The organism is Mesorhizobium sp. RIZ17 (genome assembly GCF_051127865.1).
In the GTDB taxonomy this organism is placed as follows: Bacteria; Pseudomonadota; Alphaproteobacteria; order Rhizobiales; family Rhizobiaceae; genus Mesorhizobium; species Mesorhizobium humile.
Window position 1 is genome coordinate 5458732 of sequence record NZ_CP147861.1, and the last position, 22801, is coordinate 5481532.

Genomic DNA, 22801 nt, shown 5'->3' on the forward strand with positions numbered 1-22801 from the left:
GCTGCCGTCAGCCGGCAATCACACCACGCGATTTGAGCGCCGCCACCACCTTGGCATGCGGCAGGGCAGGCGTGCGGTTGCCGTCGCGGCCGACCATATCGGAGTTGGCGACCAGCGCGTTGAGCACCGCCTCCTCTGTCGCCTGCACCACGGCCGTGTAGAAATCGTCCATGCGGCCCCAGGGGATGAAATCCATGTGACTGTAGCTCTCCTCGCCTGGAGCGCCCTTGGGAAAGCGGCCATTGAGCGCATCCGGGTTGGCGGTCGACAAAGCGAGGAAGATGTCGCCGGAAAAATGCGAGCCGGCAGTGCCGGTGCGCGCCAGCCCGAGCGGCACCCGCCGCGCCAGCGCCTTGCACTGCCCAGGCAGCAGCGGCGCGTCGGTGGCGACGATGCCGATGCAGGAGCCGGCGCCCGTCGGTCTGCCGCTGAAATAGGCTTCCATCGGATTGTCGGCGGCAAGCTCGTGCCCAAGTGGAACGCCGGCGATGCTGATCTCCTGGCGCGAGCCGAAATTGGCCTGCAGGAAGACGCCGACCGTGTAGGCGCGGTGGCCATAATCGACGATCCGCGAAGCGCTGCCGGAGCCGCCCTTGAACGCGTAGCAGTTCATGCCAGTGCCGCCGCCGACCGATCCTTCCTCGATGGCGCCTGCGGCCGCGTTCTCGATCGCCTCGATCGCGTGGTCAACGGTGACATGCGAGCCGTTGATGTCGTTGAGATAGCCGTCCCAGGTTTCGGCCACCACTGGCAGCAGCCACTGGTTCGCCACCTCGGGCTTGTTGCGTGCCACCCAGTCGATGACGCCGCGATGGCAGGGGCCGACCGCATGCGTGTTGGTGATCAGGATCGGCATGGAGAGGCTCCCAGCCTCTTCCAGCCATGAAGCGCCGGTCATCTCGCCATTGCCGTTGAACGAATGATAGCCGGCAGCCAGAGCCGCACCGATGCCATCGCGGCCGAGCGGTAGGATAGCGGTAACGCCGGTGCGGACCGGCCCATGCCCGAGGCTGAGCTTGCCTTCACCTTTGATCAGCGTCGAATAGCCTACGAGCACGCCATCGACATCGGTGATGGCATTGGCAGGTCCCGGCGTGCCCGACAGCGGAATCCCGAGGCCGCGGGCGCGCGTCTTGCCGGCCGGCGTGGTGGTCGGTTCCATTCGTTGATCCATGGCTGAGAAATGCTCCGTTGATGAAAGCCGGCTCAGCGAAGGCTGCAGCCGGTCGCGAGTTCGGCGTAACCGGTGAGGATCGCCATCGCCGAGGCGTGGTCGACAGCCGGCACGACATTGACGAGGTGGAGGCCGAGCCCGTCCTCCAGGACGACGAGACCGCGGGCGATGACTTCGCTCGCCGCTTTCAGCTTGAAGACGCCGGTGGCAGCACCCGCCTCGAGGATGCCGACATAGATCGCCACCTGGCGCTCGAACAGCGTGATATGTCGGGCGGCGTAGCTGGCGTCCGAGCGCGAATAGGCGCCGAGCTCCAGCAGAAGCCGGCAAAGCTGGTCGTCCGGATCGGTCGGCAGGCCGCTGTCGAGCATCGTTTTCAGGCGCAGCCGGGGATCGACGATTGCCGCGACCGCTGCGGCGCGCTGCGTGCAGAAGCGCTCGACCGCCTTCGTCTGCACGTCGTCCAGAAGCTCCTTGAGGCCGGGATAGTAATAGAGCAGGGCGCTCGAGCTCATGCCGGCCTCGTTGGCGACGTCGCGCAAGGTGACGCCGGCGAGGCCGCGTTTGGCTATCATCGATTCTGCTGCCGCGACCAGCGTCAGGCGGCGATCGGTCTGTGTCTTGGGTCTGCCCATTTCATTTCCCTGAATATGATTCAATAAAAACTGGCCTGTTGATTTTTGCAAGCCGGCATATCGCATATTTGTTGACGCTATGTGTGGACACAGATAGCTTCCGCTACGGATAGTAATTTTTATCCAATTAAAAAAAGGGGAGGACGATGTCCACAAACGAAGCCACTACCGCGACCGCCGACAAGGCCGCGCCTGGCGCCAAGGGTCTCGACCGGGCGCTGAACGCACTGGGCACGCTGATGATCGTGCTATCGGCGGTGACGCCGGCATCATCCGTCTTCATCATCGTGCCGGGCGTCATCGCGCTGGCCGGCACCGGCTCGTTCCTGAGTTTCGTGATCGCGGCGGTCATCGGCCTGTTCATGGCCTTCGTCTATGCCGAGCTTTCCTCGGCCTACCCGATGGCCGGCGGCGAATACACCATGATCGGCCGTACACTCGGGCGCTTCTGGGGCTTCGTCACGCTGGTGCTGGTCTTCGTGTCGATCGTGCTCATCGTCGCCGTCATCGCGCTCGGCGTCGGCACCTATCTCGGCGTCCTCATTCCCAATCTCAGCCCGCAATGGGTGGGCGTGGTCACGATCATCCTGGCCGGCGCTGTCGCCGCCATGCGCATCAAGCTCAACGCCTTCGTCACCGGCATCTTCCTCGGCATCGAGATGCTGGCGCTGCTGATCCTGACCGGCCTTGGTTTCACCCATGTCGAGAGGCCGCTTTCCAGCCTGTTCAGTGCGCCGCAATTGCTCGACGCAACGACCAACACCCTGGTTCCGGCCTCGGCCGCCATCATCCTGGCGTCCACCGCTGTCTCGCTGTTCGCCTATAATGGCTATGGCGCGGCCGCCTATTTCGGCGAGGAAACCCACGACGCCAAGCGCAACATCGGCAAGGTGGTGCTCTGGGCGCTGGTGATCACGGTCGCCGCCGAGCTCATCCCGCTGACCGCGGTGCTGCTCGGCGCGCCGGATCTCGTCGGCCTGCTCTCTGCACCCCAGAAGATCGAATATTTCCTCGAGGCGCGCGGCGGCCATTGGCTGACGGTGGCGATCAGCCTGGCGATTGCGGTGGCCATCTTCAACGCCGTCATCGCCATCATCCTGCAGGCGGCGCGGCTTCTGTTCAGCTCCGGTCGCGACAAGACATGGTTCGGGCCCATCAACAGCGCGGTCGCGTCCGTCCACGGCACTTACGCCTCGCCATGGATTGCCACCATCGTGGTGGTGGTGCTGGCCGCACTCGCCTGCTTCATCGATCTCAACCTGCTGCTCGTGGTCAGCGGCACGTCGCTGGTTGTGATCTACGCGCTGCTGTGCGTCGCCGTCTTCGCCGGCCGTCGCAGCGGCACCACCTCGGGCGGCCACTATCGCATGCCGTTCTTCCCGGTGCCGGCGATCCTCGCCTTCGTGGCGCTGGTCTACGTCGCCTATCAGAACTGGCTCGACGCCGCCTTCGGGCGCCCGAGCCTGATCGCGACGCTGGCGATCATGGCCGCCGCCGCTATCTATTTCCTGCTGTTCCTGGCGCGCCGCGCCGACTGGACGCTGCACGGACCCGACGAGCTTGCGGGATAGGCGTCAGCCCTCCGACACCTATCCATGCGAGAACCCCGGCGAATGCCGGGGTTCTTTTTTGCCCTGAGGCGCCTGAGCCTATTTCCAAAATGAAAAGTCCCTGGAGGCGGTTACCTCCAGGGACTTGATTTCAGCGTCCGATCAGAAACTTAGACCGAATAGTACATGTCGTACTCGACCGGATGCGGGGTCATTTCGAAGCGCATGACCTCGGCCATCTTGAGCTCGATATAGGAGTCGATCTGATCGTCGTCGAAGACGCCGCCGGCCTTCAGGAAGCCGCGGTCCTTGTCGAGGCTCTGCAGCGCTTCGCGCAGCGAGCCGCAGACGGTCGGGATCTTCTTCAGCTCCTTCGGCGGCAGATCATAGAGATCCTTGTCCATCGGCTGTCCCGGGTGGATCTTGTTCTTGATGCCGTCGAGGCCGGCCATCAGCATGGCGGCGAAGCCGAGATAGGGGTTCGCGCCCGGATCGGGGAAGCGGACCTCGACGCGCTTCGACTTCGGCGAGTTGCCGAACGGAATGCGGCAGGAAGCCGAACGGTTGCGCGCCGAATAAGCGAGCAGCACCGGCGCTTCGTAACCCGGCACCAGACGCTTGTAGGAGTTGGTGAGCGGGTTGGTGAAGGCGTTGATCGCCTTGGCGTGCTTGATGATGCCGCCGATATAATAGAGGCAGCTCTCCGACAGGCCGGCGTATTCGTTGCCGGCGAAGGTCGGCTTGCCGCCCTTCCAGATCGACTGGTGGACATGCATGCCCGAGCCGTTGTCGCCGAACACCGGCTTCGGCATGAAGGTGGCCGTCTTGCCGTAGGCGTTGGCGACCTGGTGCACGACATACTTGTAGATCAGCATCTTGTCGGCGTTGCGCACCAGCGTGTCGAACTTGATGCCGAGCTCGTGCTGGGCGGCGGCGACCTCATGGTGATGCTTTTCGACCCGCACGCCCATTTCGGCGAGCACAGTCAGCATTTCCGAACGCATGTCCTGGCAGGAGTCGATCGGCGGCACCGGGAAATAGCCGCCCTTGATGCGCGGACGGTGGCCGAGATTGCCGGTCTCGTAGTCGGTGTCGTCGTTGGAGGGCAGTTCGGTCGAGTCGAGGCGGAAACCGGTATTGTACGGGTCGGCCTTATACTTGACGTCGTCGAACACGAAGAACTCGGCTTCCGGGCCGACATAGATGGTGTCGCCAATGCCTTCCGACTTCATATAGGCCTCGGCCTTCTTGGCGGTGCCGCGCGGATCGCGGTTGTAGGCCTCGCCCGAGACCGGATCGAGGATGTCGCACAGGATGACCATGGTCGACTGGGCGAAGAACGGATCCATGTGGACGGTATCCGTGTCCGGCATCAGCACCATGTCGGACTCGTTGATCGCCTTCCAGCCGGCGATCGAGGAGCCGTCGAACATGACGCCGTCGGCGAACATGTCTTCCTCGACCTCGACGACATCCATCGTCACATGCTGCAGCTTGCCCCGCGGATCGGTGAAGCGCAGGTCGACGAATTTCACGTCGTTGTCCTTGATCTGCTTCATGATGTCTTTGGCTGTCGTCATGTCATTTCTTCCCTGTGTGATGACGTCTGGAATGGTTGAAGGTCAGATGGCGTCGATGCCGGTCTCGCCGGTACGGATGCGCACGACTTCCTCTATGTTGGAGACGAAGATTTTTCCATCGCCGATGCGGCCGGTCTGCGCCGCCTTGCGGATGGCCTCGATGGCGCCTTCCACGGCCTCGTCGCCGAGCACCACTTCGATCTTTACCTTGGGCAGGAAGTCGACGACATATTCGGCGCCGCGATAAAGCTCGGTATGCCCCTTCTGGCGGCCGAAACCCTTGGCTTCGGTGACGGTGATGCCTTGCAGTCCGGCCTCCTGAAGCGCTTCCTTCACTTCGTCCAGCTTGAATGGCTTGATGATCGCTTCGATCTTTTTCATGTAAAAAGTGGCCTCCACTGCCAAGAAGACGGGTTGTGTGCCCCGCTTGCGCCTCCATCAAGCACGAACCGTGCCAATCCTGAGGAGCGCAGGCGGCGAGGGGCGTTTTCGAGCCCATGCCGCATCCGGATGCAAAATAGCGTCATCCGCTGCATCGGATGCGTCATGGACGCCCAAACCCTATACATCGCCCCTCCTCACGTCTGCGCAAAAAATGGGCAGACAGCGCAATTTGCAGGCAGAAACCCCTCCCGGATGCGACCGCATGTGCAAGATAGTGCCGCGGTCGCGATGGTTTGCTTCGAACCGAAAACTGGACAATGCTTGATCGCATGAAGATCGGCAATCCCATGCGCAATGAACTTCTATCGCCGGCCGAAATGGCCGAGGCAGACCGGCTGGCAATCGCGGCCGGACCGCTCGACGGCTATGGATTGATGCAACGTGCCGGCGAGGCGGTCGCGGCGATCGTGCTGGCGCGCTATCCCGGCGCGATGAGGGTCCACGTGCTATGCGGCCCCGGCAACAATGGCGGCGACGGTTATGTCGTGGCGCGCTTGCTGGCCGAGGCAGGCGTCGACGTGTCGCTGTGGGCATTGGGCGAACCGCGGACAGGCAGCGACGCCGCGCTTGCGGCGGCTGACTGCACACTGGAGCGGCATCCGCTTTCGGCTTTCGCCGCGGAAGCTGGCTCGCTGGTTGTCGACGCGATCTATGGCGCAGGTCTGTCGAAGCCGCTCTCCGGCGACGCCAAGGGTGCGGTCGACATCGTGACGGGGATGAACCTGCCGGTTGTCGCGATCGACCTGCCTTCGGGCGTTTCCGGCGACAGCGGCGAAGTCCTCGGCTCGGCTTTTCGCGCGGTCGTCACGGTGACCTTCGCGCGAAAGAAGCCTGGGCATCTGCTTCTGCCTGGCCGCGAGCGATGCGGCGAGATCGTGTTGGCCGACATCGGCATTCGCGAAGAGATCATCGACCAGGTTGCGCCGCGGACCTTCGAGAACCGGCCTGGGCTTTGGATCGCAACCTTTCCCGCGCCGGCCGTCGACGCGCACAAATACAAGCGCGGCCACACGAGCGTCTTTTCGGGCGGACCATCCGCGACGGGCGCGGCGCGCCTTTCGGCGCTTGCGGCAGCTAGAAGCGGGGCAGGGGCCGTCACCGTGCTCTCGCCGGCGAACGCCATGCACGTCAACGCGGCGCATCTGACCTCGATCATGCTGCGCAAGGTCGACGCGGTCGAAGACGTGCACGACCTTATCGGCGATCGCCGGCCGTCGAGCTTCGTCCTCGGTCCCGGCTTCGGCATAGGTGACAAGGCACGCGATTTCACGCTCGCCATGCTCGCCAAAAACCGCCAGGACGGCGCTGTTGAGGGACTTGTGCTCGACGCCGACGGCATCACGTCTTTCCGCAACGCGACCGCGACACTGTTCGAGGCAGCCGGCAGGCCGGACGCGCCGGCGCTGATCATGACGCCGCATGAGGGCGAGTTCGGCAGGCTGTTTGCCGACATTGCCGCCGACACGGCGCTGTCGAAGCTGGCGAAGGCGCGCGAAGCCGCGCGGCGCGCCAGCGCCGTGATCGTCTATAAGGGCGCCGACAGCGTGATCGCTTCGCCGGACGGCCGCGCCGCGATCAACGGAAATGGCGCGCCATGGCTCGCCACCGCCGGCTCGGGCGACGTGTTGGCGGGCATCATTGCCGGACTTCTCGCGCAAGGCATGCCGGCCTTCGAAGCGGCATGCGCCGGGGTCTGGATCCATGCCGAGGCCGGCAGCCGTTTTGGACCGGGTTTGATTGCAGAAGACTTGCCTCTGGCGATTGTACCGGTTCTTCGCGAGCTGACCGGGAGCGCTGCCCGATGAAACGGCTGGCCATGTCCCGGCGGTTTGGCCGAGAAAGATGAAGCTGGTTTCGGTGCGGCCGCCGAAGAATAGGTCAGGGCTCCTGCCTGAGGCGCGGCTGCGTCACGGCGTCGGCCAAAGCCGCAAGAACGCGTTCCTCGCTGACACCGCGTGTATCCTGGACCCAGCTCGGCGTCGAAATTGGCGGCTCGAGATAACGCACATGGTCGTTCACCGGGCCGGTCTCATAGGACCGGTTCGATCCGAAGATAAGCACGCATGGCCCGCCCAGGGCAGCGGCGGCATGGCAAAGCCCGCCATCAACGCCGAGGAAGACGGTCGAGGCGGCGATCTGGCACATGGCGTCGGTGATATCGGGCGTCGAGGTGAAATCGATCGCCTCCGGAAGCGCAGCCCGGATCTGGGCGGCGGCCTCGCGTTCCCGCGGGCCGCCGATGAGCCAGACCGACCAGCCGCGCCGGGCATGATCCTTCGCTACCGAGATGAAACGCTCCGCCGGCCATGAGCGGAAATTGGTGAAAGCCGAGGTGTAGAGCGCCAGCGCCGGCCTAGCCGGATCGATGCCTTGCCGGGCACGCCAATCCGAAAGCTCCTCAGCCGAAACCGTCATTTTCGGTGCAGGAAGCTGCATGCCGTCGGCAGGCTTCTCGCCCAGCATCGCGATCGCGCAGACTTGCTCGAACAATCTCGTCTTGCGCGGACCGAAAGCCACGAAACTCTTCAGCCAGCCGGTGGGCAGGCGGTTGATGATGCCGAACTGGAATTCCCGCGGATAGCCGATGCGCTCAGGTATGCCGGCCAGCCATGGTACAAGCGCCGCCTTAGTGCTGCTGGTAAGCATATAGGCTGCCTGGTAATTCTCCTTGCGAAGCTCACGCGCCAGACCTGCCCGTTCTTTCAGCCCGGGCTTCCAGTGTTTCTCGACGAGCCAGGTCTTGCGAATATGCGGCATCAGCCGCGCCAGCGGGGCGGCGAGTGGCGAAGTGGCGACGTCGATCGGATGCCCGGGAAACCTTTCGGCAAGGACCTGGATTGCCGAGTGGCAGCGGATGAAGTCACCGATCGCCGGCAAGCAGAAGACGAGGATGGGACGCAACAAGCGCTACCTTTTCGATCCGGAACAACCGCCAAAAGCGGACATGACGGTGATTTGTCACGGAAGCGCTTCGCCATCAAGGATGCGGGCATAGAGTTCCAGATAGGCCTTCGCCGTCTTCTCGATCGGGAACCTGTCGGCAGCCGACTGGCGGCATCGTTGTGCCGACAGACTTCCAATCTCGGCAAGACCGCGCCCGAACTCCTCGTCGCTCTCGAAGAAGCGGCCGGTATCGGCATCGACGGTCTCCACGAGCGCGCCGCGCGGTGTGGTGAGCACGGGCGTGCCGCACAGCATGGCCTCGACCTGCGCCATGCCGAACGGCTCCTCCCAGGAGATCGGGTTGAGGAATGCCTTCGATTCACCCAGCAGGCGCAACTTATCCCGGCCATCGACCATGCCGTGAAAGCGATACCGAGCCGAAAGGCTCTTGAAGAAGACGCCTTCGCGGCGGGTTTTGCTGCGGCCAAGCAGCTTCCAGCGCGACCCGCCGGCGATATCGAGCGTGAAGTCGAATTTCTTCGCCAAGTGCACCGCCCGGTTCAGCCCCTTTCCGGCGCGCGCGATGGCCGCCATGAAGAAGAGGTGGTCGTTCTTCGAGGGCGCCAGCCGGTAGGCGTCGACCGGAAACCCGTTATAGACGAAGGTTTTGCGCCCATGCAGTTCGGCATGGCGGGCGCTGAGGAAGTTCCAGTTGGACTGCGGCCGCGGATAGTCCGGAAGATGGCCGTGTTCGGTGTTGAGTGTCGGGAAGGGGACTTCGACCTTCCAGGCATGGAGGTTGACGATCTCGGTATCCTGCGGGATCGCAGCCCGGCATTCGGCGTCGCTGACCGCATGCCGCACTTCGCACATCGGATGCGACGATCCCGGCGCGGCAATCAGGACGACGTGGTGTCCGAGCCTGACCAGTTCGGTGACCAGCCATTCGACCTGGCGCTGCGTTCCGCCATAGCCCTTGGCCGGAATCAGGCTCTGGGCTGCAAGGGTTATCCGCATTTCTTGTCGGTGCAGCTTGTCACAGCGGGATGTTGTCGTGCTTCTTCCAGGGGTTCTGCATGTCCTTGTTGCGCAACATGCGCAACGCCCGCGCGATACGGCGCCGGGTCGAATGCGGCATGATCACCTCGTCGACATAGCCGCGTTCGGCGGCGACGAACGGCGACAGGAAGCGATCCTCGTAAGTCCTTGTATGGGCAGCAATTTTCTCAGGATCGCCGATATCCTTGCGATAGATGATCTCGACCGCGCCCCGGGCGCCCATCACCGCGATCTGCGCCGTCGGCCAGGCATAGTTCATGTCGCCGCGCAGGTGCTTCGACGCCATCACGTCATAGGCGCCGCCATAGGCCTTGCGGGTGATGACGGTGATCTTCGGCACGGTCGCCTCGGCATAGGCAAAGAGCAGCTTGGCGCCATGCTTGATCAGCCCGCCATATTCCTGTGCGGTGCCCGGCAGGAAACCCGGCACGTCGACGAAGGTGACGATCGGAATCGAAAAACAATCGCAGAAGCGCACGAAGCGCGCCGCCTTGCGGCTGGCGTCGGAATCGAGCACACCCGCCAGCACCATCGGCTGGTTGGCGACGAAGCCCACCGTGCGGCCCTCGACACGGCCGAAGCCAGTGACGATGTTCTTGGCAAAACTCTGCTGGATCTCGAAGAAATCGCCTTCGTCGGCGACCTTCAGGATCAGTTCCTTGATGTCATAAGGTTTGTTGGCATTGTCTGGAATCAACCGGTCGAGTGACATGTCGTGATCCGTGACCGACTGGTAGCACTCGATCTCGGGAATCTCGGCCGTGTTGGATGCCGGCAACAAATCGACAAGCCGGCGCATCTGCAGAAGCGCCTCGACGTCGTTGTCATAGGCGCCATCGGCGATGGAGGATTTGGTGGTGTGGACGGACGCGCCGCCGAGGCTTTCGGCGGTCACCGTCTCGTTGGTCACCGTCTTCACCACGTCCGGCCCGGTGACGAACATGTAGGAGGTGTCGCGCACCATGAAGATGAAATCGGTCATGGCGGGCGAGTAGACGTCGCCACCGGCGCAAGGCCCCATGATCAGCGAAATCTGCGGGATGACGCCGGAGGCGAGCACGTTGCGCTGGAAGATCTCGGCGTAGCCGCCGAGCGCCGCCACGCCTTCCTGGATGCGCGCGCCGCCGGCATCGTAGAGGCCGATGATCGGCGCGCGATTGCGCAGCGCCATCTCCTGGACCTTGATGACCTTTTCGGCATGCGCCTCCGACAGCGAGCCGCCGAACACGGTGAAATCCTTGGCGAAGATATAGACCGGGCGCCCGTTGACGGTGCCCCAGCCGGTGACGACGCCGTCGCCGGCGATCTTGGTCTTCTCCATGCCGAAATCGGTCGACCGGTGCTCGACATACATGTCGAACTCCTCGAACGAGCCCTCGTCGAGGAAGATCTCGATACGCTCGCGCGCGGTGAGCTTGCCCTTCTTGTGCTGCGCCTCGATGCGGTCCTTGCCGCCGCCCATGCGGGCAGTCTCGCGGCGGCGCTCGAGTTCCTTCAGCACGTCTTTCATCGCCAGTCCCCAAAACGGATAAGTGATGTGTGGTAATGGCGGGGGCAGGGCAGCGCAAGCACCCTTGTTTTGCTGCATTGCAACATGACGCCCTTGCATTTCACAGCGAACTGGGCCATATGCGGCGGTATAGGCGCTTGGGCCGGGATATCCGGCCTTCTCGACGAATGAGACTGGTTGCGTCTGTTTTCCCTCTTTCCGGCAAATCGGCCCAGGTCGATCGGCAAGCTGGCGAAAAAGCCCCGTGGCATGATGCCTGCGGGCACGACAGCGCAGCCGCGCGGACAATCATGTCCGCCGCCTTGTCGTTCCATGACAATTTATTCGACGGCAGATTGCGCCCTGCCGGCATCGATGTTTGCGGCCAGAAGCCGCGTGAAAGAAGATTATTTTGACCAACGAAAACAATGCGGAACTGAACGGTTTCGCGGCACTTGGAATATCGGGTGCGCTGCTCAAGGCGACCCACGCGGCCGGCTTCACTGATCCGAAGCCGATCCAGACGCAGGCGATCCCGCCTCAGATGGAGGGCCGTGACATTTTCGGCATCGCCCAGACCGGCTCGGGCAAGACAGCGGCCTTTGCACTGCCGATCCTGTCGAAGATCATCGGCCTCGGCACCAAGCGCCGGCCGAAGACGGCGCGTGCGTTGATTCTGGCGCCGACCCGCGAGCTCGCCGTGCAGATCGAGGACACCATCAAGATCTTGGCCAAGGGCGCGCATGTCTCGACCGCGCTGGTGCTTGGCGGCGTCTCGCGCTTCAGCCAGGTCAAGAAGGTTGCCCCCGGCGTCGACATTCTGATCGCCACGCCCGGCCGCCTGACCGACCTGGTGCGCGAGGGCGACCTCATCCTCGCCGACACCAAATGGCTGGTGCTGGACGAAGGCGACCGCATGCTCGACATGGGCTTCATCAACGACGTCAAGCGCATCGCCAAGGCGACCGCGCCGGACCGCCAGACGGTGCTGTTCTCGGCGACCATGCCGAACGAAATCGCTGAACTGGCAAAGGGCCTGTTGAAGAATCCGATCCGCGTCGAAGTCGCGCCGCAGAGCACGGCGGCGGCCGAGATCGTGCAGAGCCTGATCCTTGCCCGCACCAAGCAGAAGCGCCAGGTACTGTCCAAGATGCTCGCGGACGAGGCGATGAAGTCCGTCATCATCTTTTCGCGCACCAAGCACGGCGCCGACCGGGTGACCAAGGACCTCGATCGCGACGGCTTCAAGGCTGCCGTGATCCATGGCAACAAATCGCAGAATGCCCGTCAGAAGGCGCTCAATGATTTCCGCGACGGCTCGGTTCGCATCCTGGTCGCGACCGATATCGCGGCGCGCGGCATCGACGTGCCCGGCATCAGCCATGTCGTGAATTTCGACCTGCCGGACGAAGCGGAAAGCTATGTCCATCGCATCGGCCGCACCGGCCGCAACGGCAGGGACGGTATTGCGATCACGCTGTGCGATCCCTCGGAAAATGCCAAGTTGCGGCAGGTCGAGCGCATCATCCGCATGAAGCTGCCGGTCGTCGCAGACCATCTCGGCAGCGCGGATCCGCAGCGCGACCCCAGGGAAAAGACCGATCGTCATTTCGAACCGGCCAACGACCGCGAGCATCACGGCGCCCGTCGCGATGGCCGCCGCCCCGGCAACGGTGGCGACAACAAGCGCTTCGGCGGTAAGCCGCAGGGCGAACGCGCTCCGAAGCCGCATGGCGAACGCCCGGCTGCCGCCAAGCCGAATGGCTCGAGCAAGCCTGACGGCTTCAAGCGCTTCAAGGGCAACAACAAGCGCCGCTTCGGTGGCAAGCGTCCGGCGACCCGGGCTGCTTGAGCCCAGCAGGACCACAGGAACAGAAACGGCCGGAGCATCGCTCCGGCCGTTTTCATTTCACCGTGTCGATTTCACTGGCCCGACTTCACTGACTTGACTGTTGCTGCATCAGCGCCTTCACCCACACCACGATACGCTGGGTAAGAAAGGCCGTAGTCTGCGGCGACAGCACATCGCCGGCAATGACGTGATTGTCCGGATCGCCGGTGTCGTCGACCGGCACCAGCTCGTGCGGACCGCCCCAGCGCCCGGCGATCTCGCGGGTACGGTCGGGCCGCACCACCTTGTCGGAATCCGAGAAGATGAACAGGGCAGGGATCGTCGCCTTCTCGACAGGCGCGGCATAGGCGAGCTCGGTGAGCGCGGCCATCGGCAGCACTGCTTTCATGGGGTATCTGGTGGTCCAGAATTTTTCGTGAAGCGCGTTGCGCGCCGGGAAACTGCGCTCCTTGCCGCCAACAAGCTCGGCGAGCTGCCGGCCCCAGGGCATGGTCAGCAACTCGGCACCGGAGGCCTTGACGCCGAAATTGGGTGAGATGAACGCGATCGCGGCGACGCCGTCCGAAGCGCCCGGTTGGGTTGCGGCCCATGCCGCCAGCGAGCCGCCAGTCGAGGTCCCGATGACGATCACCTTGTCGCCGATGGCGCGGCCGATGGCCAAGGCCTCCTCATAGTCGTTGATCCATGCATTGACGCTGCCCTGCGCCATCGCCGCGCCGTCCTGGCCGTGGCCGGTCAGCCGCGTGTAGAAGAGGTTGGCGTCCAGTTCATCCGCAACGTCGTCCGGCAAGGGGCGAACCTCGCCCTTCGTGGCGGAGAAGCCATGGATATAGACGATGGCCAGGGGCGTCTTGGCATGGACCATCGGGTTTGCCCAGATGATCTCCTTGTCGAGACCTTCGCGGATGTTGGGGACGGCAGCCTCTTCGTGCGCCAGATAGGCCTGCGGATCGTCGCCGATCGCCGACGGATTGAACCGGATTGTTGTGTCGACCGGCACGCGCGGACCAAGGAAGAAACCGGCTACCAGGACGACTGCAAGGCCAAGCACCGCAAGCACGATCCGCCGCCCCATTACAGTCTCCAAGCAATGATTCTCAACCTATGGCCGTACCTGCCGACAGGCAATCGCCGTTCGCCGGCTTATACCGCCTTGTCGCGGGATGGACCTTTTTCGCCGAGCTGCCTGCGATCGAAATGCAACGGCCGCGCCCACCAGTGGGTCGTGAGCCCGATGACGAAGCGGCCGATCGGCCGCGGCAGCAGGCCAAGCAGCTTCAACGGCCAGCTTATGTGGTACGGGAAGGTGACTTCGAAACTGCCCTTCCTGATGCCGCGCGCCATGCGGCGTGACGCGCGATGCACGGGCATGAGGCCCGGCATCGGCAGCTTGTTCTTTTCGGTCAGCGGCGTGTCGATGAAACCCGGATTGATGACCTGGACGCGGATATTCATCTTGTCGAAGTCGTATTTCAGCGACTCCGCCAGGATGTTGATCGCGGCCTTGGTGCCGCCATAGGCTGCCGTGGTCGGCCAACCGGAATAGGCGGTGACCGATCCGACCAGGACGACATGGCCGCGTCCGCGCACGCGCATATGCTCGACGACGGGCACCACGCCGTTGACGATGCCGAAATAGTTCACGGCGAAGGAGCGATGGAAATCGCGCACCACCAGGTTCTCGCCCGGGGTGGCGATGTAGTTGCCGGCGTTGAAGACGGCAAGCACGATGGGCCCCATCTGCTGTTCGATGGCGGCGGCCGTGCGCGCCATGCCATGTTCGTCGGTCACGTCGCAGGGAAAGGACTTCACATGTCCCGACATCTGCGCCGTTTCGACGATCAGCGTGTCGGCCGGATCTTCCGGCAGCGACGTCACCGCGACGGCATAGCCTTGATTGGCGAGATCCTTGGCCAACGCCCGGCCAAGGCCACTGCTTCCGCCCGTGATCCAGGCGACACCGTCTTTCGGATTGGCCCGGTAAAGTGCCATGGGATGTCCTGCGAATGTTCTGGTTTGCTCTAGCGGTGGAGAAATCGGTTGAAAAGAGCGGTTTTGCACCTGACGTTGAAATGATCGCGAGCATTGCACCATCCGGAATGCGACTGGACCAGGCAAAATCTTGCCTTGAAACCGCGGCGTCCGGTTTTTAGGGTCTCGCCGCACACATGAAGGAATCTCGCATGCCCCGTTCTGTGATCGAAGCGATCGGCAACACGCCCCTGATCCGGCTCAACAAGGCCTCGGAAGCGACCGGTTGCGAGATCCTCGGCAAGGCCGAGTTCATGAATCCAGGGCAATCGGTGAAGGATCGGGCGGGCCTGTTCATCATCCGCGATGCCGAACAGCGTGGGCTCCTGAAGCCCGGCGGGCTTATCGTCGAAGGCACTGCCGGCAACACCGGCATCGGCCTGACGCTGGTCGCGAAGGCGCTCGGCTACCGCACCGTGATCGTCATTCCTGACACGCAGAGCCAGGAAAAGAAGGACGTGATCAAGATTCTGGGCGCGGAGCTGATCGAGGTGCCGGCCGTGCCCTACAAGAACGCCAACAATTACATAAAACTGTCGGGCCGCCTTGCCGAGCAACTGGCGCGCTCCGAACCCAACGGCGCGATCTGGGCCAACCAGTTCGACAATGTCGCCAACCGCGATGGCCATGTCCGCACGACCGCGCAGGAAATCTGGGCCCAGACCGGTGGCAAGATCGACGGCTTTGTCTCGGCCGTAGGCTCCGGCGGCACGCTCGCCGGTGTCGCGCTCGGGCTCAAAGGCAAGAGCAAGGACGTCAAGATCGCGCTCGCCGATCCGCTGGGCGCCGCGCTCTACAGTTTCTACACCAGCGGCGAACTGAAATCGGATGGCAACTCGATCACCGAGGGTATCGGCCAGGGCCGCATCACCGCCAATCTCGAAGGCTTCACGCCGGATTTCTCCTACCAGATCCCGGACGAGGAAGCGTTGCCGATCATCTTCGACCTGATCCAGGAGGAGGGGCTCTGCGTCGGTGGTTCGACCGGCATCAACATCGCCGGCGCCATCCGGTTGGCGCGCGAGCTCGGACCTGGCCATACCATCGTGACAATCCTTGCCGACTACGGCACGCGCTACCAGTCCAAGCTCTTCAATCCGGAATTCCTGCGTAGCAAGAACCTTCCGGTGCCGGGCTGGATGGAAGAAAAGGCCGACATTTCCGTGCCGTTCGAAAAGGTGGCGTGATGGCGCATAAGACCGAGGCGCTGTTTCGCGACGACGCCTATCAGAAGACGGCCGAGGCCGAGGTCGTCGCGATCAACGACCGTGGCGGCATCCTCCTCGACCGGACGATCTTCTATGCAACGTCCGGCGGGCAGCCGGGCGATATCGGCATGTTCGAGCGGACCGACGGCGGCCGCATTGCGATTGCCGCCACCATCACCGGCGAGACCAAGGATGAGATCATCCATGTGCCGGCACCGGAGCAGGCGCTGCCCGCTGTCGGCGAAAGGCTGAAGCTCTTGATCGACTGGGAGCGGCGGCACCTTTTGATGCGCATGCATTCCGCCTGTCACCTGCTGACCGTGGTCTGTCCGTTTCCGATCACCGGAGCAGCGGTCGCCGAGGATGACAGCCGCGTCGACTTCGACATCCCCGACGCCGGCTTCAGCAAGGAGGATGTGACCGCAAGGCTGATGGAACTGGTGCGCGCCGACCATCCGATCTTCACCCGGCTGATCACTGACGAGGAGCTCGCCGCCAATCCCGGCCTGGTCAAATCGAAGAACGTGCGGCCGCCTGTCGGCACTGGCAAGATCCGCCTGGTCTGCATTGGCGACAATGGCGCGATCGACAGCCAGCCATGCGGCGGCACGCATGTGAAGTCGACTGGCGAGGTCGGTGAGATCCACATCGGCAAGATCGAGAAGAAAGGCCGCGAGAACCGGCGCTTCCGCATCCGCTTCGGACCGATGCCGGCGAATTGACGCTCAAAGAGATCGAGCATGATGTCGCCCGAAAACCGCTTCACACTTTTCGGCATCATGCGATAAGGCGAGGCGGGCAGGGAGAACAAAAAATGGCGCAGGACAGTCCTTTCATCGTCGACGCCGATTGGCTGGAAAAGCGGCTTGGCGAGCCCGGCCTCACCATCATCGACGCTTCCTGGTATCTGCCTGCGCAAAAGCGCGACGCCCGCGCCGAATACGATGCCGCCCATATTCCCGGCGCGCGCTTCCTCGACCAGGATGCGGTTTCCGATCCGGATTCGAAACTGCCGCACACATTGGCCTCGCCGCAGCACTTCGCCCAATATGTCGGCGCCATGGGCGTTTCGGCCGACGACACCATCGTCGTCTATGACGGCCCAGGCCTGTTCTCGGCGCCGCGCGCCTGGTGGATGTTCCGCGTCATGGGCGTCTTCCAGGTCTACATCCTGAACGGCGGCATCGACCGCTGGAAGGCCGAGGGGCGCCCCGTGACGGCTGAGCCGACAAAGATCGCGCCAAGCGTCTTCCACGCCGATTTCGACGCGGGCCGGGTTGTCGGGCTCGACGAGATGCGCAGGATCGTCGGCGGGCGGGAGAGCCAGATCGCCGACGCGCGTTCGGCCGGCCGCTTTGCCGGGACCGATCCGGAGCCGCGCCAAGGCGTCCGTTCGGGTCATATGCCTGGCGCGCATAATGTTCCGATCACGGCGCTTGCGGAGAATGGCGAGTTGCTGCCCAAGGACCGCTTGCGCAAGGTGATCGAGGGTGCCGGCATCGACCTGTCCAAGCCCGTTGTCACGTCCTGCGGCTCGGGCATCACGGCGGCGGCGATCACGCTGGCGCTGGAGACGCTCGGCCATACCGACAACCGGCTTTATGATGGTTCCTGGACAGAATGGGGCGGTCTCGGCGACACGCCGGTGGTGACGGGGTAAGAATGATGAAAAACGGCGCGCTGCAAGATATCGATGTCACGGTCACATTCCTGGAGATGCATGCGCCTCCGGCGGTTTCGCCGCCAATCCCCTACAACCGCCAGATCGCGCTGCTGAAGACGAAAGACATCCCACTCCATTTCTACCGCTATCTGATGGATCGCGTCGGACGCAAATGGCACTGGGTCAATGTGCTGAGGCTGAGCGACGAGGAGCTTGCCGCCGGCCTGCACCGCGAGGATCGCGACATCAGGGTGCTCTATCTGGACGGCGCCCCCGCCGGCTTCTTCGACCTCAAGCCGCATCTGCCGGACGAAGTGGAGCTCGCCTATTTCGGCATGATGGAGCATGCGCATGGCCAGGGCATCGGCCGCTGGTTCCTTGGCGCGGCGATCTCGGCGGCCTGGGCGCATGGACCAAGGCGCGTCACCGTGCAGACCTGCACGCTCGATCATCCGGCGGCTCTTCCACTCTACCAGAAGCTCGGCTTCACGCCGGTGGCGCAGAAGAAGGAAGTGGTGCATCCGCTGACCTTCGCCGAGCGGTCGGCCAGCGTCATGCGTGGCTAAGCTGTTCAAGCAGAAGCCGTAACGGCCACCGGCTGAACACTTCGTTCATCGCCGCTTCAGACTGTCTTTGCCATTGTCCCGGCCGCATTGCGAGGCCGAGCTTATAGGAGAAAGACATGTTGAGCCGACGTACATTCGCCGTAGCCATGATCGCGGCAATTGCCATGCCGAGCCTGGCGTCCGCGCAGGCGACCACGCCTTCGGCCGCAACGATCGAGCGCCAGCTCGACGCCGCGCCCAGGCAAAAGCTGCGCCCGAACGAGCGCGTCACAATTCGCGAGTTCAAGCGCCGGCCCGATCTGCGGCGCATGGCGCGCTCGATCGACATCCAGTCGATCAATTTCGAGTTCGGCTCGGCCGCCATTGCCCCTTCGCAATACGGCAAGGTCGAAATCATTGCCGACGCGCTCCACCGCATCCTGCGGCGCGACCGCGGCGCCCGCATCCTGATCGAGGGTCACACCGACGCCGTGGGTTCTTTCGGTTCGAACCAGCTCCTGTCCGAACGCCGCGCCGCATCGCTCAAGCGCACGCTGGTGGGTGAGTTCGGCGTGCCGGCCTACGCGCTGGACACTGTCGGCTATGGCGAGGAATTCCTGCTTGTGCCCACACAGCAGGAGAACTGGCGCAACCGCCGCGTGACGCTGCGCCGCTTCGACGATTTCGTGCGCTGAAGCGAGCCAATAATGCCGACAACGGAGCCCGGTCTGTTCAAAGCGGCCGGGCTCTTTCACATGCGCGCGGCGTCAGTCAGGAATCGGGTGGGAGACACCGTCGCGCAGGCATAATTTCCGGAAATCGACACCGGAGATTTGCCATGAGCATCCAGTTCAAAGCCTTGCCGACCGAAGCCGTGCGCGCCCTGCAGCGGGGAGGGCCCGATGCCTACGGCCGCGCTCCGGAGCACCAAGTCTCCGACGGCGACGGCGTGCCCTGCAGGCACTGCATGAAGAACGTCGCCGCGGGCGAAGGCTACCTGGTCGTGGCTTACCGGCCGTTCCCGGAACTGCAGCCTTATGCCGAGACCGGCCCGATTTTCCTGCATGCCGAGGAATGCGAGCGCGCCGCCGAGGGCGATGCGCTGCCGGAGATGCTTGCAAGCAGCGACTATATCGTCAGGGGCTACGGCGAGGACGATCGCATCGTCTATGGCAGCGGCGCTGTCACGCCGACCGGCGAGATTGCCACCCGCGCGCGGACGCTGTTTGGGCGCGACGACATCGCCTACATCCATGTCCGCTCGGCCCGGAACAATTGCTATCAATGCCGCATCGAGCGGGCATGACCCAAAAAAAAGCCCGCCGATGGTCTAGCGGGCCGTTGGAGGGTCTGACAGAAGCTGTCGGCCAGTGCTGTCCGGGCCGGACTAGTCCGACCCGGCAGGCTCAGGCCGCCAGTAACGGTTCGTCTCTAGGCGTCTTTCTTGCCGAGTGAATGTGAAGCATTTCACACAACGGCGCATATTGGCGGGAGGCGAGAAAAGGCGCATTTCAAGACTGTCGTATTCCCGTCGCACTCCTTTGCTAGAAAGCAGTTGTTGATGATTTGCCGACCGCGGATGGACCGGCGGCAGTCGCGACATTCGAGGAAGCGGGGCTTTTGCTCCGCTTTTTTGTTGCCCGGATTTCTTGGCGCGACCAGTTTGCGCGCAAGAAAAAGCCCGCCGGAATGACCCGGCGGGCGACTGAAGGAAATCTCTGCGAATTTATCAGGCGGCAAGAACCGCCTTCGGCTCGACCATTTCGTAGCCGAGGGCCTCGGCGACGGCGCGGTTGGTGATCTTGCCCTTATGGACATTGAGACCGTTGCGCAGGTGATGGTCGTCGACCAGCGCCTTGAGGCCCTTGTCGGCAAGCTGCAGGCCGTAATGCAGCGTCGCGTTGTTGAGCGCGTGCGCCGAAGTGACCGGCACGGCGCCGGGCATGTTGGCGACGCAATAGTGGATCACGCCGTCGACCTCATAGGTCGGATCGGCATGCGTCGTGGCATGCGAGGTCTCGAAGCAACCGCCCTGGTCGATCGCAACGTCGACAAGGACCGAACCCTTCTTCATGCCGGAAAGCATTTCGCGGGTCACGAGCTTGGGCGCGGCGGCGCCCGGGATCAGCACGGCGCCGATGACGACGTCGGCCGAGAAGCATTCTTCCTCCAGCGCTTCGACGGTCGAGTAGCGCGTATGCACGCGGCCGCCAAAAATGTCGTCGAGCTGGCGCAGGCGCGGGATCGAGCGGTCGATGATGGTGACGTCGGCGCCGAGGCCGGCCGCCATCTTGGCCGCATGCAGGCCGACGACGCCGCCGCCGAGCACGGTGACCTTGCCGGGCAGCACGCCGGGCACGCCGCCAAGCAGCACGCCGCGGCCGCCATTGGCCTTCTGCAGCGCCGTCGCGCCGGCCTGGATCGACAGGCGGCCGGCGACTTCCGACATCGGGGCGAGCAGCGGCAGGCCGCCGCGATCGTCGGTCACGGTCTCATAAGCGACCGCGGTGACGCCCGAGGCGAGAAGACCCTTGGTCTGCTCCGGATCGGGAGCGAGGTGGAGATAGGTATAGAGGATCTGGCCGTCGCGCAGCTGGACCCATTCGTTGGGCTGCGGCTCCTTGACCTTGACGATCATGTCCGACTTGGCGAACACGTCGGCGGCCGTCTTGGCGATAGTCGCGCCGGCGGCGCGATAGGCGTTGTCGTCGGCGCCGATACCGGCTCCAGCACCGGTCTCGACCAGCACTTCATGGCCATGCGCGACATATTCGCGGACCGAGCCGGGCGTCAGGCCGACGCGATATTCATGGTTCTTGATTTCCTTGGGGCAGCCGACACGCATCTTTTTCTTCTCCTGTCCGCGCCCTTCAAGGGGCGCTCTCCCTGTCATTGGTGCATGCCAATGGCTCCGAACTCGGACGTGGACACGCAGTAACCGCAGTCAACCACGAATCGTTCCGTATGTGTTTGCGAATGCACTTGCGGCAACGGTCGCTCTTCGATAATCGTTGCGCGAAATCCCTGGAAATTCGCAGGAACCACGAAAAATGCCGCTCGACAGGATTGATATCGCCATTCTGGAGACTTTGCAGAAGGATGGCCGGATTCCCAACGCGGCGCTTGCCGAGAAGGTCGGCCTTTCCCAATCGGCCTGTTCGCGCAGGCTCGACAATCTGGAGAAGTCCGGAACCATCCGCGGCTATCATGCGCGGCTGTCCAATTCCGCGCTCGGCCACCAGATGACGGCGATCGTGCACATATCGCTGTCGGGGCAATTCGAGAAGACGTTGTCGGATTTCGAGGCGGCGATCAAGCGCTGCCCGAACGTGCTTTCCTGCCATTTGATGTCGGGCGAATATGATTACATACTGCGCATCGCGGCGAAGGATCTCGTCGACTATGAGCGCATCCACAAGGAATGGCTGTCGGCCATGCCGCATGTGACGAAGATCAACTCGTCCTTCGCGCTGCGCGAGATCGTCGATCGCACGGCGGTCGGGCTACGGCCCGAGATGGCCTAGCATCCGGACATAACCAGCAGGAGGCAGCGGCCGCGATATGACAGAAAGAATCACCATGGCCGAGTCATTGCCGGCAACAGCCGTCGTCCGCGTCTCGCGCGCCAGCTTCGACCCGAGCCGGTACGTTGAGGTCGACGCCGCGAGCAAGAAGACTTCGGAGTACATAATTCCGGCCATCAGGCGGCTGCCGGGGCTTCTTCATTTTTACGCGGGCGTGTCGCCGAAGGGCTCGATCGTGCAAGTCAGTGTCTGGGACACCGACGAGCATGCGGCGCAGTTGGATCGATTGAAGGAAATGGTGGTCGACGGCCGCAGGGATATGGAGGCGGTGGGCGTGACGTTCACCCCGATTTTCAACTATCCGATCGACTGGACCTGGACCGTTTGACCGGGGCCTGGCCGGCGCTAGGCGGTCATCGCCTCCGTCACCACCTCGCTCATCGGAATGTCGTGCGGCTGCGGGTAGATGGTCGCAATGCGCTGCAGTTCGTAGCCGACGCCGATGACCAGCGGCCTGAACGGCATGGCCGCCAGCGTGCGGTCGAAGAAGCCACCGCCATAGCCCAGCCGATAGTTGCCGGGATCGATGCCGACGATGGGCGAAATGACGATGTCGGGCAGCACCGGATCGCCCTCGGCCGGGATCGGAATGTTCCAGACGCCCTTTTCCAGCCGGTCGCCCGGTTTGTAGGCGCGAAACACCAGCGGCTGTCCCTTCTCGATGACGACGGGCAGCGCGGTGCGGCCACCGCGATCGTTGATCGAGGCCATCCAGCCCCGCAGATCCGGCTCGCCGCGAAACGGCCAGTAGAGGCTGACCATCCGGCCTTCTATGTCTCCGATCAGCGTGTCGAGGCCGTCCGCGATGCGCGCCGACATGGCTACGCGCGCATCGGCTGAGACGGCAAGGCGGGCATTGATGAGCCGCTCGCGCTCGGCCTTGCGCCAGCGTCTGACATCCGTCCAGTCTAAGAGCGGCTCCCGGTATTGCGGGTCGAGTTCATGCATGAAGCAGGGCGGCGAGGCGTATTGCGCCAGCCCTTCGTCGTCGTGGTTGTCGGCCATGCTTGGCTCCTGTCGTTTGTTCGACGCTATACCTGCGCCGGGGCAGTCGCATGTGGATTCACGACGCCGCGCGACGACTCCCGGGCATGGTTATTGCCC

Annotated in this window: 22 protein-coding genes; 11 read left to right on the forward strand and 11 right to left on the reverse strand. The window is 63.5% G+C overall.

The annotated features are described in order from the left end of the window. Positions 1–7: 7 nt before the first annotated feature. Entirely contained in the window at positions 8–1162 is a 1155-nt protein-coding gene (locus tag WDX12_RS26580; RefSeq protein WP_434722580.1) for a P1 family peptidase, read from the reverse strand. A gap of 44 nt (positions 1163–1206) precedes the next feature. Beyond that, a complete protein-coding gene (locus WDX12_RS26585; RefSeq protein WP_320297957.1) occupies positions 1207–1809 on the reverse strand; it encodes a TetR/AcrR family transcriptional regulator in 603 nt (200 codons plus the stop codon). 146 nt (positions 1810–1955) lie between these two features. Here WDX12_RS26585 and WDX12_RS26590 point away from each other — a divergent pair, with 146 nt between their 5' ends. Continuing rightward, positions 1956–3380: an APC family permease gene (locus WDX12_RS26590; protein WP_434722581.1), complete on the forward strand. Its 1425-nt coding sequence runs from the start codon at positions 1956–1958 to the stop codon at positions 3378–3380. A gap of 149 nt (positions 3381–3529) precedes the next feature. Here the strand turns inward: WDX12_RS26590 and glnA are convergent, their stop codons facing one another. Continuing rightward, the gene (glnA, locus tag WDX12_RS26595) at positions 3530–4939 is read right to left on the reverse strand and encodes a type I glutamate--ammonia ligase (RefSeq protein WP_320297955.1); all 1410 of its coding nucleotides are present in this window, start codon (positions 4937–4939) and stop codon (positions 3530–3532) included. Positions 4940–4981: 42 nt separating this feature from the next. After that, positions 4982–5320: a P-II family nitrogen regulator gene (locus WDX12_RS26600; RefSeq protein WP_018428041.1), complete on the reverse strand. Its 339-nt coding sequence runs from the start codon at positions 5318–5320 to the stop codon at positions 4982–4984. A gap of 350 nt (positions 5321–5670) precedes the next feature. Between WDX12_RS26600 and WDX12_RS26605 the strand changes: the two genes are divergently transcribed. Then, a complete protein-coding gene (locus WDX12_RS26605) occupies positions 5671–7188 on the forward strand; it encodes an NAD(P)H-hydrate dehydratase (RefSeq protein WP_434725713.1) in 1518 nt (505 codons plus the stop codon). 73 nt (positions 7189–7261) lie between these two features. On the opposite strand, the gene waaF is transcribed toward WDX12_RS26605, so the two are convergent. From waaF to WDX12_RS26620, 3 genes are read right to left on the reverse strand one after another with little or no spacing between them, the layout of a single operon-like run. Beyond that, positions 7262–8287: a lipopolysaccharide heptosyltransferase II gene (gene waaF, locus WDX12_RS26610; RefSeq protein ID WP_434722582.1), complete on the reverse strand. Its 1026-nt coding sequence runs from the start codon at positions 8285–8287 to the stop codon at positions 7262–7264. Positions 8288–8341: 54 nt separating this feature from the next. Beyond that, positions 8342–9283, reverse strand: a complete 942-nt coding sequence (locus tag WDX12_RS26615; RefSeq protein ID WP_434722583.1) for a glycosyltransferase — start codon at positions 9281–9283, stop codon at positions 8342–8344. 19 nt (positions 9284–9302) lie between these two features. Further along, the gene (locus WDX12_RS26620; protein WP_434722584.1) at positions 9303–10835 is read right to left on the reverse strand and encodes an acyl-CoA carboxylase subunit beta; all 1533 of its coding nucleotides are present in this window, start codon (positions 10833–10835) and stop codon (positions 9303–9305) included. 391 nt (positions 10836–11226) lie between these two features. Between WDX12_RS26620 and WDX12_RS26625 the strand changes: the two genes are divergently transcribed. Further along, positions 11227–12666, forward strand: a complete 1440-nt coding sequence (locus tag WDX12_RS26625) for a DEAD/DEAH box helicase (protein ID WP_434722585.1) — start codon at positions 11227–11229, stop codon at positions 12664–12666. A gap of 85 nt (positions 12667–12751) precedes the next feature. Here the strand turns inward: WDX12_RS26625 and WDX12_RS26630 are convergent, their stop codons facing one another. Together WDX12_RS26630 and WDX12_RS26635 are read right to left on the reverse strand one after the other, a co-directional pair. Beyond that, positions 12752–13741: an alpha/beta hydrolase gene (locus tag WDX12_RS26630; RefSeq protein ID WP_434722586.1), complete on the reverse strand. Its 990-nt coding sequence runs from the start codon at positions 13739–13741 to the stop codon at positions 12752–12754. Positions 13742–13809: 68 nt separating this feature from the next. Beyond that, positions 13810–14658 (reverse strand): SDR family oxidoreductase, encoded by an 849-nt coding sequence (locus WDX12_RS26635; RefSeq protein ID WP_434722587.1) that lies wholly within the window; start codon positions 14656–14658, stop codon positions 13810–13812. Between the two features lie 191 nt (positions 14659–14849). Here WDX12_RS26635 and WDX12_RS26640 point away from each other — a divergent pair, with 191 nt between their 5' ends. From WDX12_RS26640 to WDX12_RS26665, 6 genes are all read left to right on the forward strand, one after another. Continuing rightward, complete coding sequence (locus WDX12_RS26640; protein WP_434722588.1) at positions 14850–15884, forward strand: cysteine synthase A; 1035 nt, start codon at positions 14850–14852, stop codon at positions 15882–15884. Beyond that, a complete protein-coding gene (locus tag WDX12_RS26645) occupies positions 15884–16627 on the forward strand; it encodes an alanyl-tRNA editing protein (RefSeq protein ID WP_434722589.1) in 744 nt (247 codons plus the stop codon). The genes WDX12_RS26640 and WDX12_RS26645 overlap by 1 nt, the downstream gene beginning before the upstream one ends. A 92-nt stretch (positions 16628–16719) precedes the next feature. Continuing rightward, positions 16720–17565 carry a 3-mercaptopyruvate sulfurtransferase gene (sseA, locus tag WDX12_RS26650; protein ID WP_434722590.1) on the forward strand — a complete coding sequence of 282 codons (846 nt, stop codon included), beginning with the start codon at positions 16720–16722 and terminating at the stop codon, positions 17563–17565. Between the two features lie 5 nt (positions 17566–17570). Further along, complete coding sequence (locus tag WDX12_RS26655; protein WP_434725714.1) at positions 17571–18134, forward strand: GNAT family N-acetyltransferase; 564 nt, start codon at positions 17571–17573, stop codon at positions 18132–18134. Between the two features lie 116 nt (positions 18135–18250). After that, the gene (locus WDX12_RS26660) at positions 18251–18808 is read left to right on the forward strand and encodes an OmpA family protein (RefSeq protein WP_434722591.1); all 558 of its coding nucleotides are present in this window, start codon (positions 18251–18253) and stop codon (positions 18806–18808) included. 143 nt (positions 18809–18951) lie between these two features. Beyond that, positions 18952–19419 carry a DUF1203 domain-containing protein gene (locus WDX12_RS26665; RefSeq protein ID WP_434722592.1) on the forward strand — a complete coding sequence of 156 codons (468 nt, stop codon included), beginning with the start codon at positions 18952–18954 and terminating at the stop codon, positions 19417–19419. Between the two features lie 423 nt (positions 19420–19842). On the opposite strand, the gene ald is transcribed toward WDX12_RS26665, so the two are convergent. Beyond that, complete coding sequence (gene ald / locus WDX12_RS26670; protein ID WP_127879861.1) at positions 19843–20958, reverse strand: alanine dehydrogenase; 1116 nt, start codon at positions 20956–20958, stop codon at positions 19843–19845. A gap of 205 nt (positions 20959–21163) precedes the next feature. Between ald and WDX12_RS26675 the strand changes: the two genes are divergently transcribed. Together WDX12_RS26675 and WDX12_RS26680 are read left to right on the forward strand one after the other, a co-directional pair. Continuing rightward, the gene (locus WDX12_RS26675; RefSeq protein WP_040994689.1) at positions 21164–21637 is read left to right on the forward strand and encodes an Lrp/AsnC family transcriptional regulator; all 474 of its coding nucleotides are present in this window, start codon (positions 21164–21166) and stop codon (positions 21635–21637) included. Positions 21638–21692: 55 nt separating this feature from the next. Continuing rightward, complete coding sequence (locus WDX12_RS26680) at positions 21693–22025, forward strand: hypothetical protein (RefSeq protein WP_320297943.1); 333 nt, start codon at positions 21693–21695, stop codon at positions 22023–22025. A 17-nt stretch (positions 22026–22042) separates the two neighbouring features. Here the strand turns inward: WDX12_RS26680 and WDX12_RS26685 are convergent, their stop codons facing one another. After that, entirely contained in the window at positions 22043–22702 is a 660-nt protein-coding gene (locus tag WDX12_RS26685) for a 5-formyltetrahydrofolate cyclo-ligase (protein ID WP_320297942.1), read from the reverse strand. Positions 22703–22801 lie beyond the last annotated feature (99 nt).

Coding starts and splice junctions, on each gene's coding strand:
- WDX12_RS26580 (WP_434722580.1), bottom strand. CDS start 1,162: ATGGAACCGACCACCACGCCGGCCGGCAAGACGCGCGCCCGCGGCCTC.
- WDX12_RS26585 (WP_320297957.1), bottom strand. CDS start 1,809: ATGGGCAGACCCAAGACACAGACCGATCGCCGCCTGACGCTGGTCGCG.
- WDX12_RS26590 (WP_434722581.1), top strand. CDS start 1,956: ATGTCCACAAACGAAGCCACTACCGCGACCGCCGACAAGGCCGCGCCT.
- glnA (WP_320297955.1), bottom strand. CDS start 4,939: ATGACGACAGCCAAAGACATCATGAAGCAGATCAAGGACAACGACGTG.
- WDX12_RS26600 (WP_018428041.1), bottom strand. CDS start 5,320: ATGAAAAAGATCGAAGCGATCATCAAGCCATTCAAGCTGGACGAAGTG.
- WDX12_RS26605 (WP_434725713.1), top strand. CDS start 5,671: ATGCGCAATGAACTTCTATCGCCGGCCGAAATGGCCGAGGCAGACCGG.
- WDX12_RS26615 (WP_434722583.1), bottom strand. CDS start 9,283: ATGCGGATAACCCTTGCAGCCCAGAGCCTGATTCCGGCCAAGGGCTAT.
- WDX12_RS26620 (WP_434722584.1), bottom strand. CDS start 10,835: ATGAAAGACGTGCTGAAGGAACTCGAGCGCCGCCGCGAGACTGCCCGC.
- WDX12_RS26630 (WP_434722586.1), bottom strand. CDS start 13,741: ATGGGGCGGCGGATCGTGCTTGCGGTGCTTGGCCTTGCAGTCGTCCTG.
- WDX12_RS26635 (WP_434722587.1), bottom strand. CDS start 14,658: ATGGCACTTTACCGGGCCAATCCGAAAGACGGTGTCGCCTGGATCACG.
- WDX12_RS26640 (WP_434722588.1), top strand. CDS start 14,850: ATGCCCCGTTCTGTGATCGAAGCGATCGGCAACACGCCCCTGATCCGG.
- WDX12_RS26645 (WP_434722589.1), top strand. CDS start 15,884: ATGGCGCATAAGACCGAGGCGCTGTTTCGCGACGACGCCTATCAGAAG.
- sseA (WP_434722590.1), top strand. CDS start 16,720: ATGGCGCAGGACAGTCCTTTCATCGTCGACGCCGATTGGCTGGAAAAG.
- WDX12_RS26655 (WP_434725714.1), top strand. CDS start 17,571: ATGAAAAACGGCGCGCTGCAAGATATCGATGTCACGGTCACATTCCTG.
- WDX12_RS26660 (WP_434722591.1), top strand. CDS start 18,251: ATGTTGAGCCGACGTACATTCGCCGTAGCCATGATCGCGGCAATTGCC.
- WDX12_RS26665 (WP_434722592.1), top strand. CDS start 18,952: ATGAGCATCCAGTTCAAAGCCTTGCCGACCGAAGCCGTGCGCGCCCTG.
- ald (WP_127879861.1), bottom strand. CDS start 20,958: ATGCGTGTCGGCTGCCCCAAGGAAATCAAGAACCATGAATATCGCGTC.
- WDX12_RS26675 (WP_040994689.1), top strand. CDS start 21,164: ATGCCGCTCGACAGGATTGATATCGCCATTCTGGAGACTTTGCAGAAG.
- WDX12_RS26680 (WP_320297943.1), top strand. CDS start 21,693: ATGGCCGAGTCATTGCCGGCAACAGCCGTCGTCCGCGTCTCGCGCGCC.
- WDX12_RS26685 (WP_320297942.1), bottom strand. CDS start 22,702: ATGGCCGACAACCACGACGACGAAGGGCTGGCGCAATACGCCTCGCCG.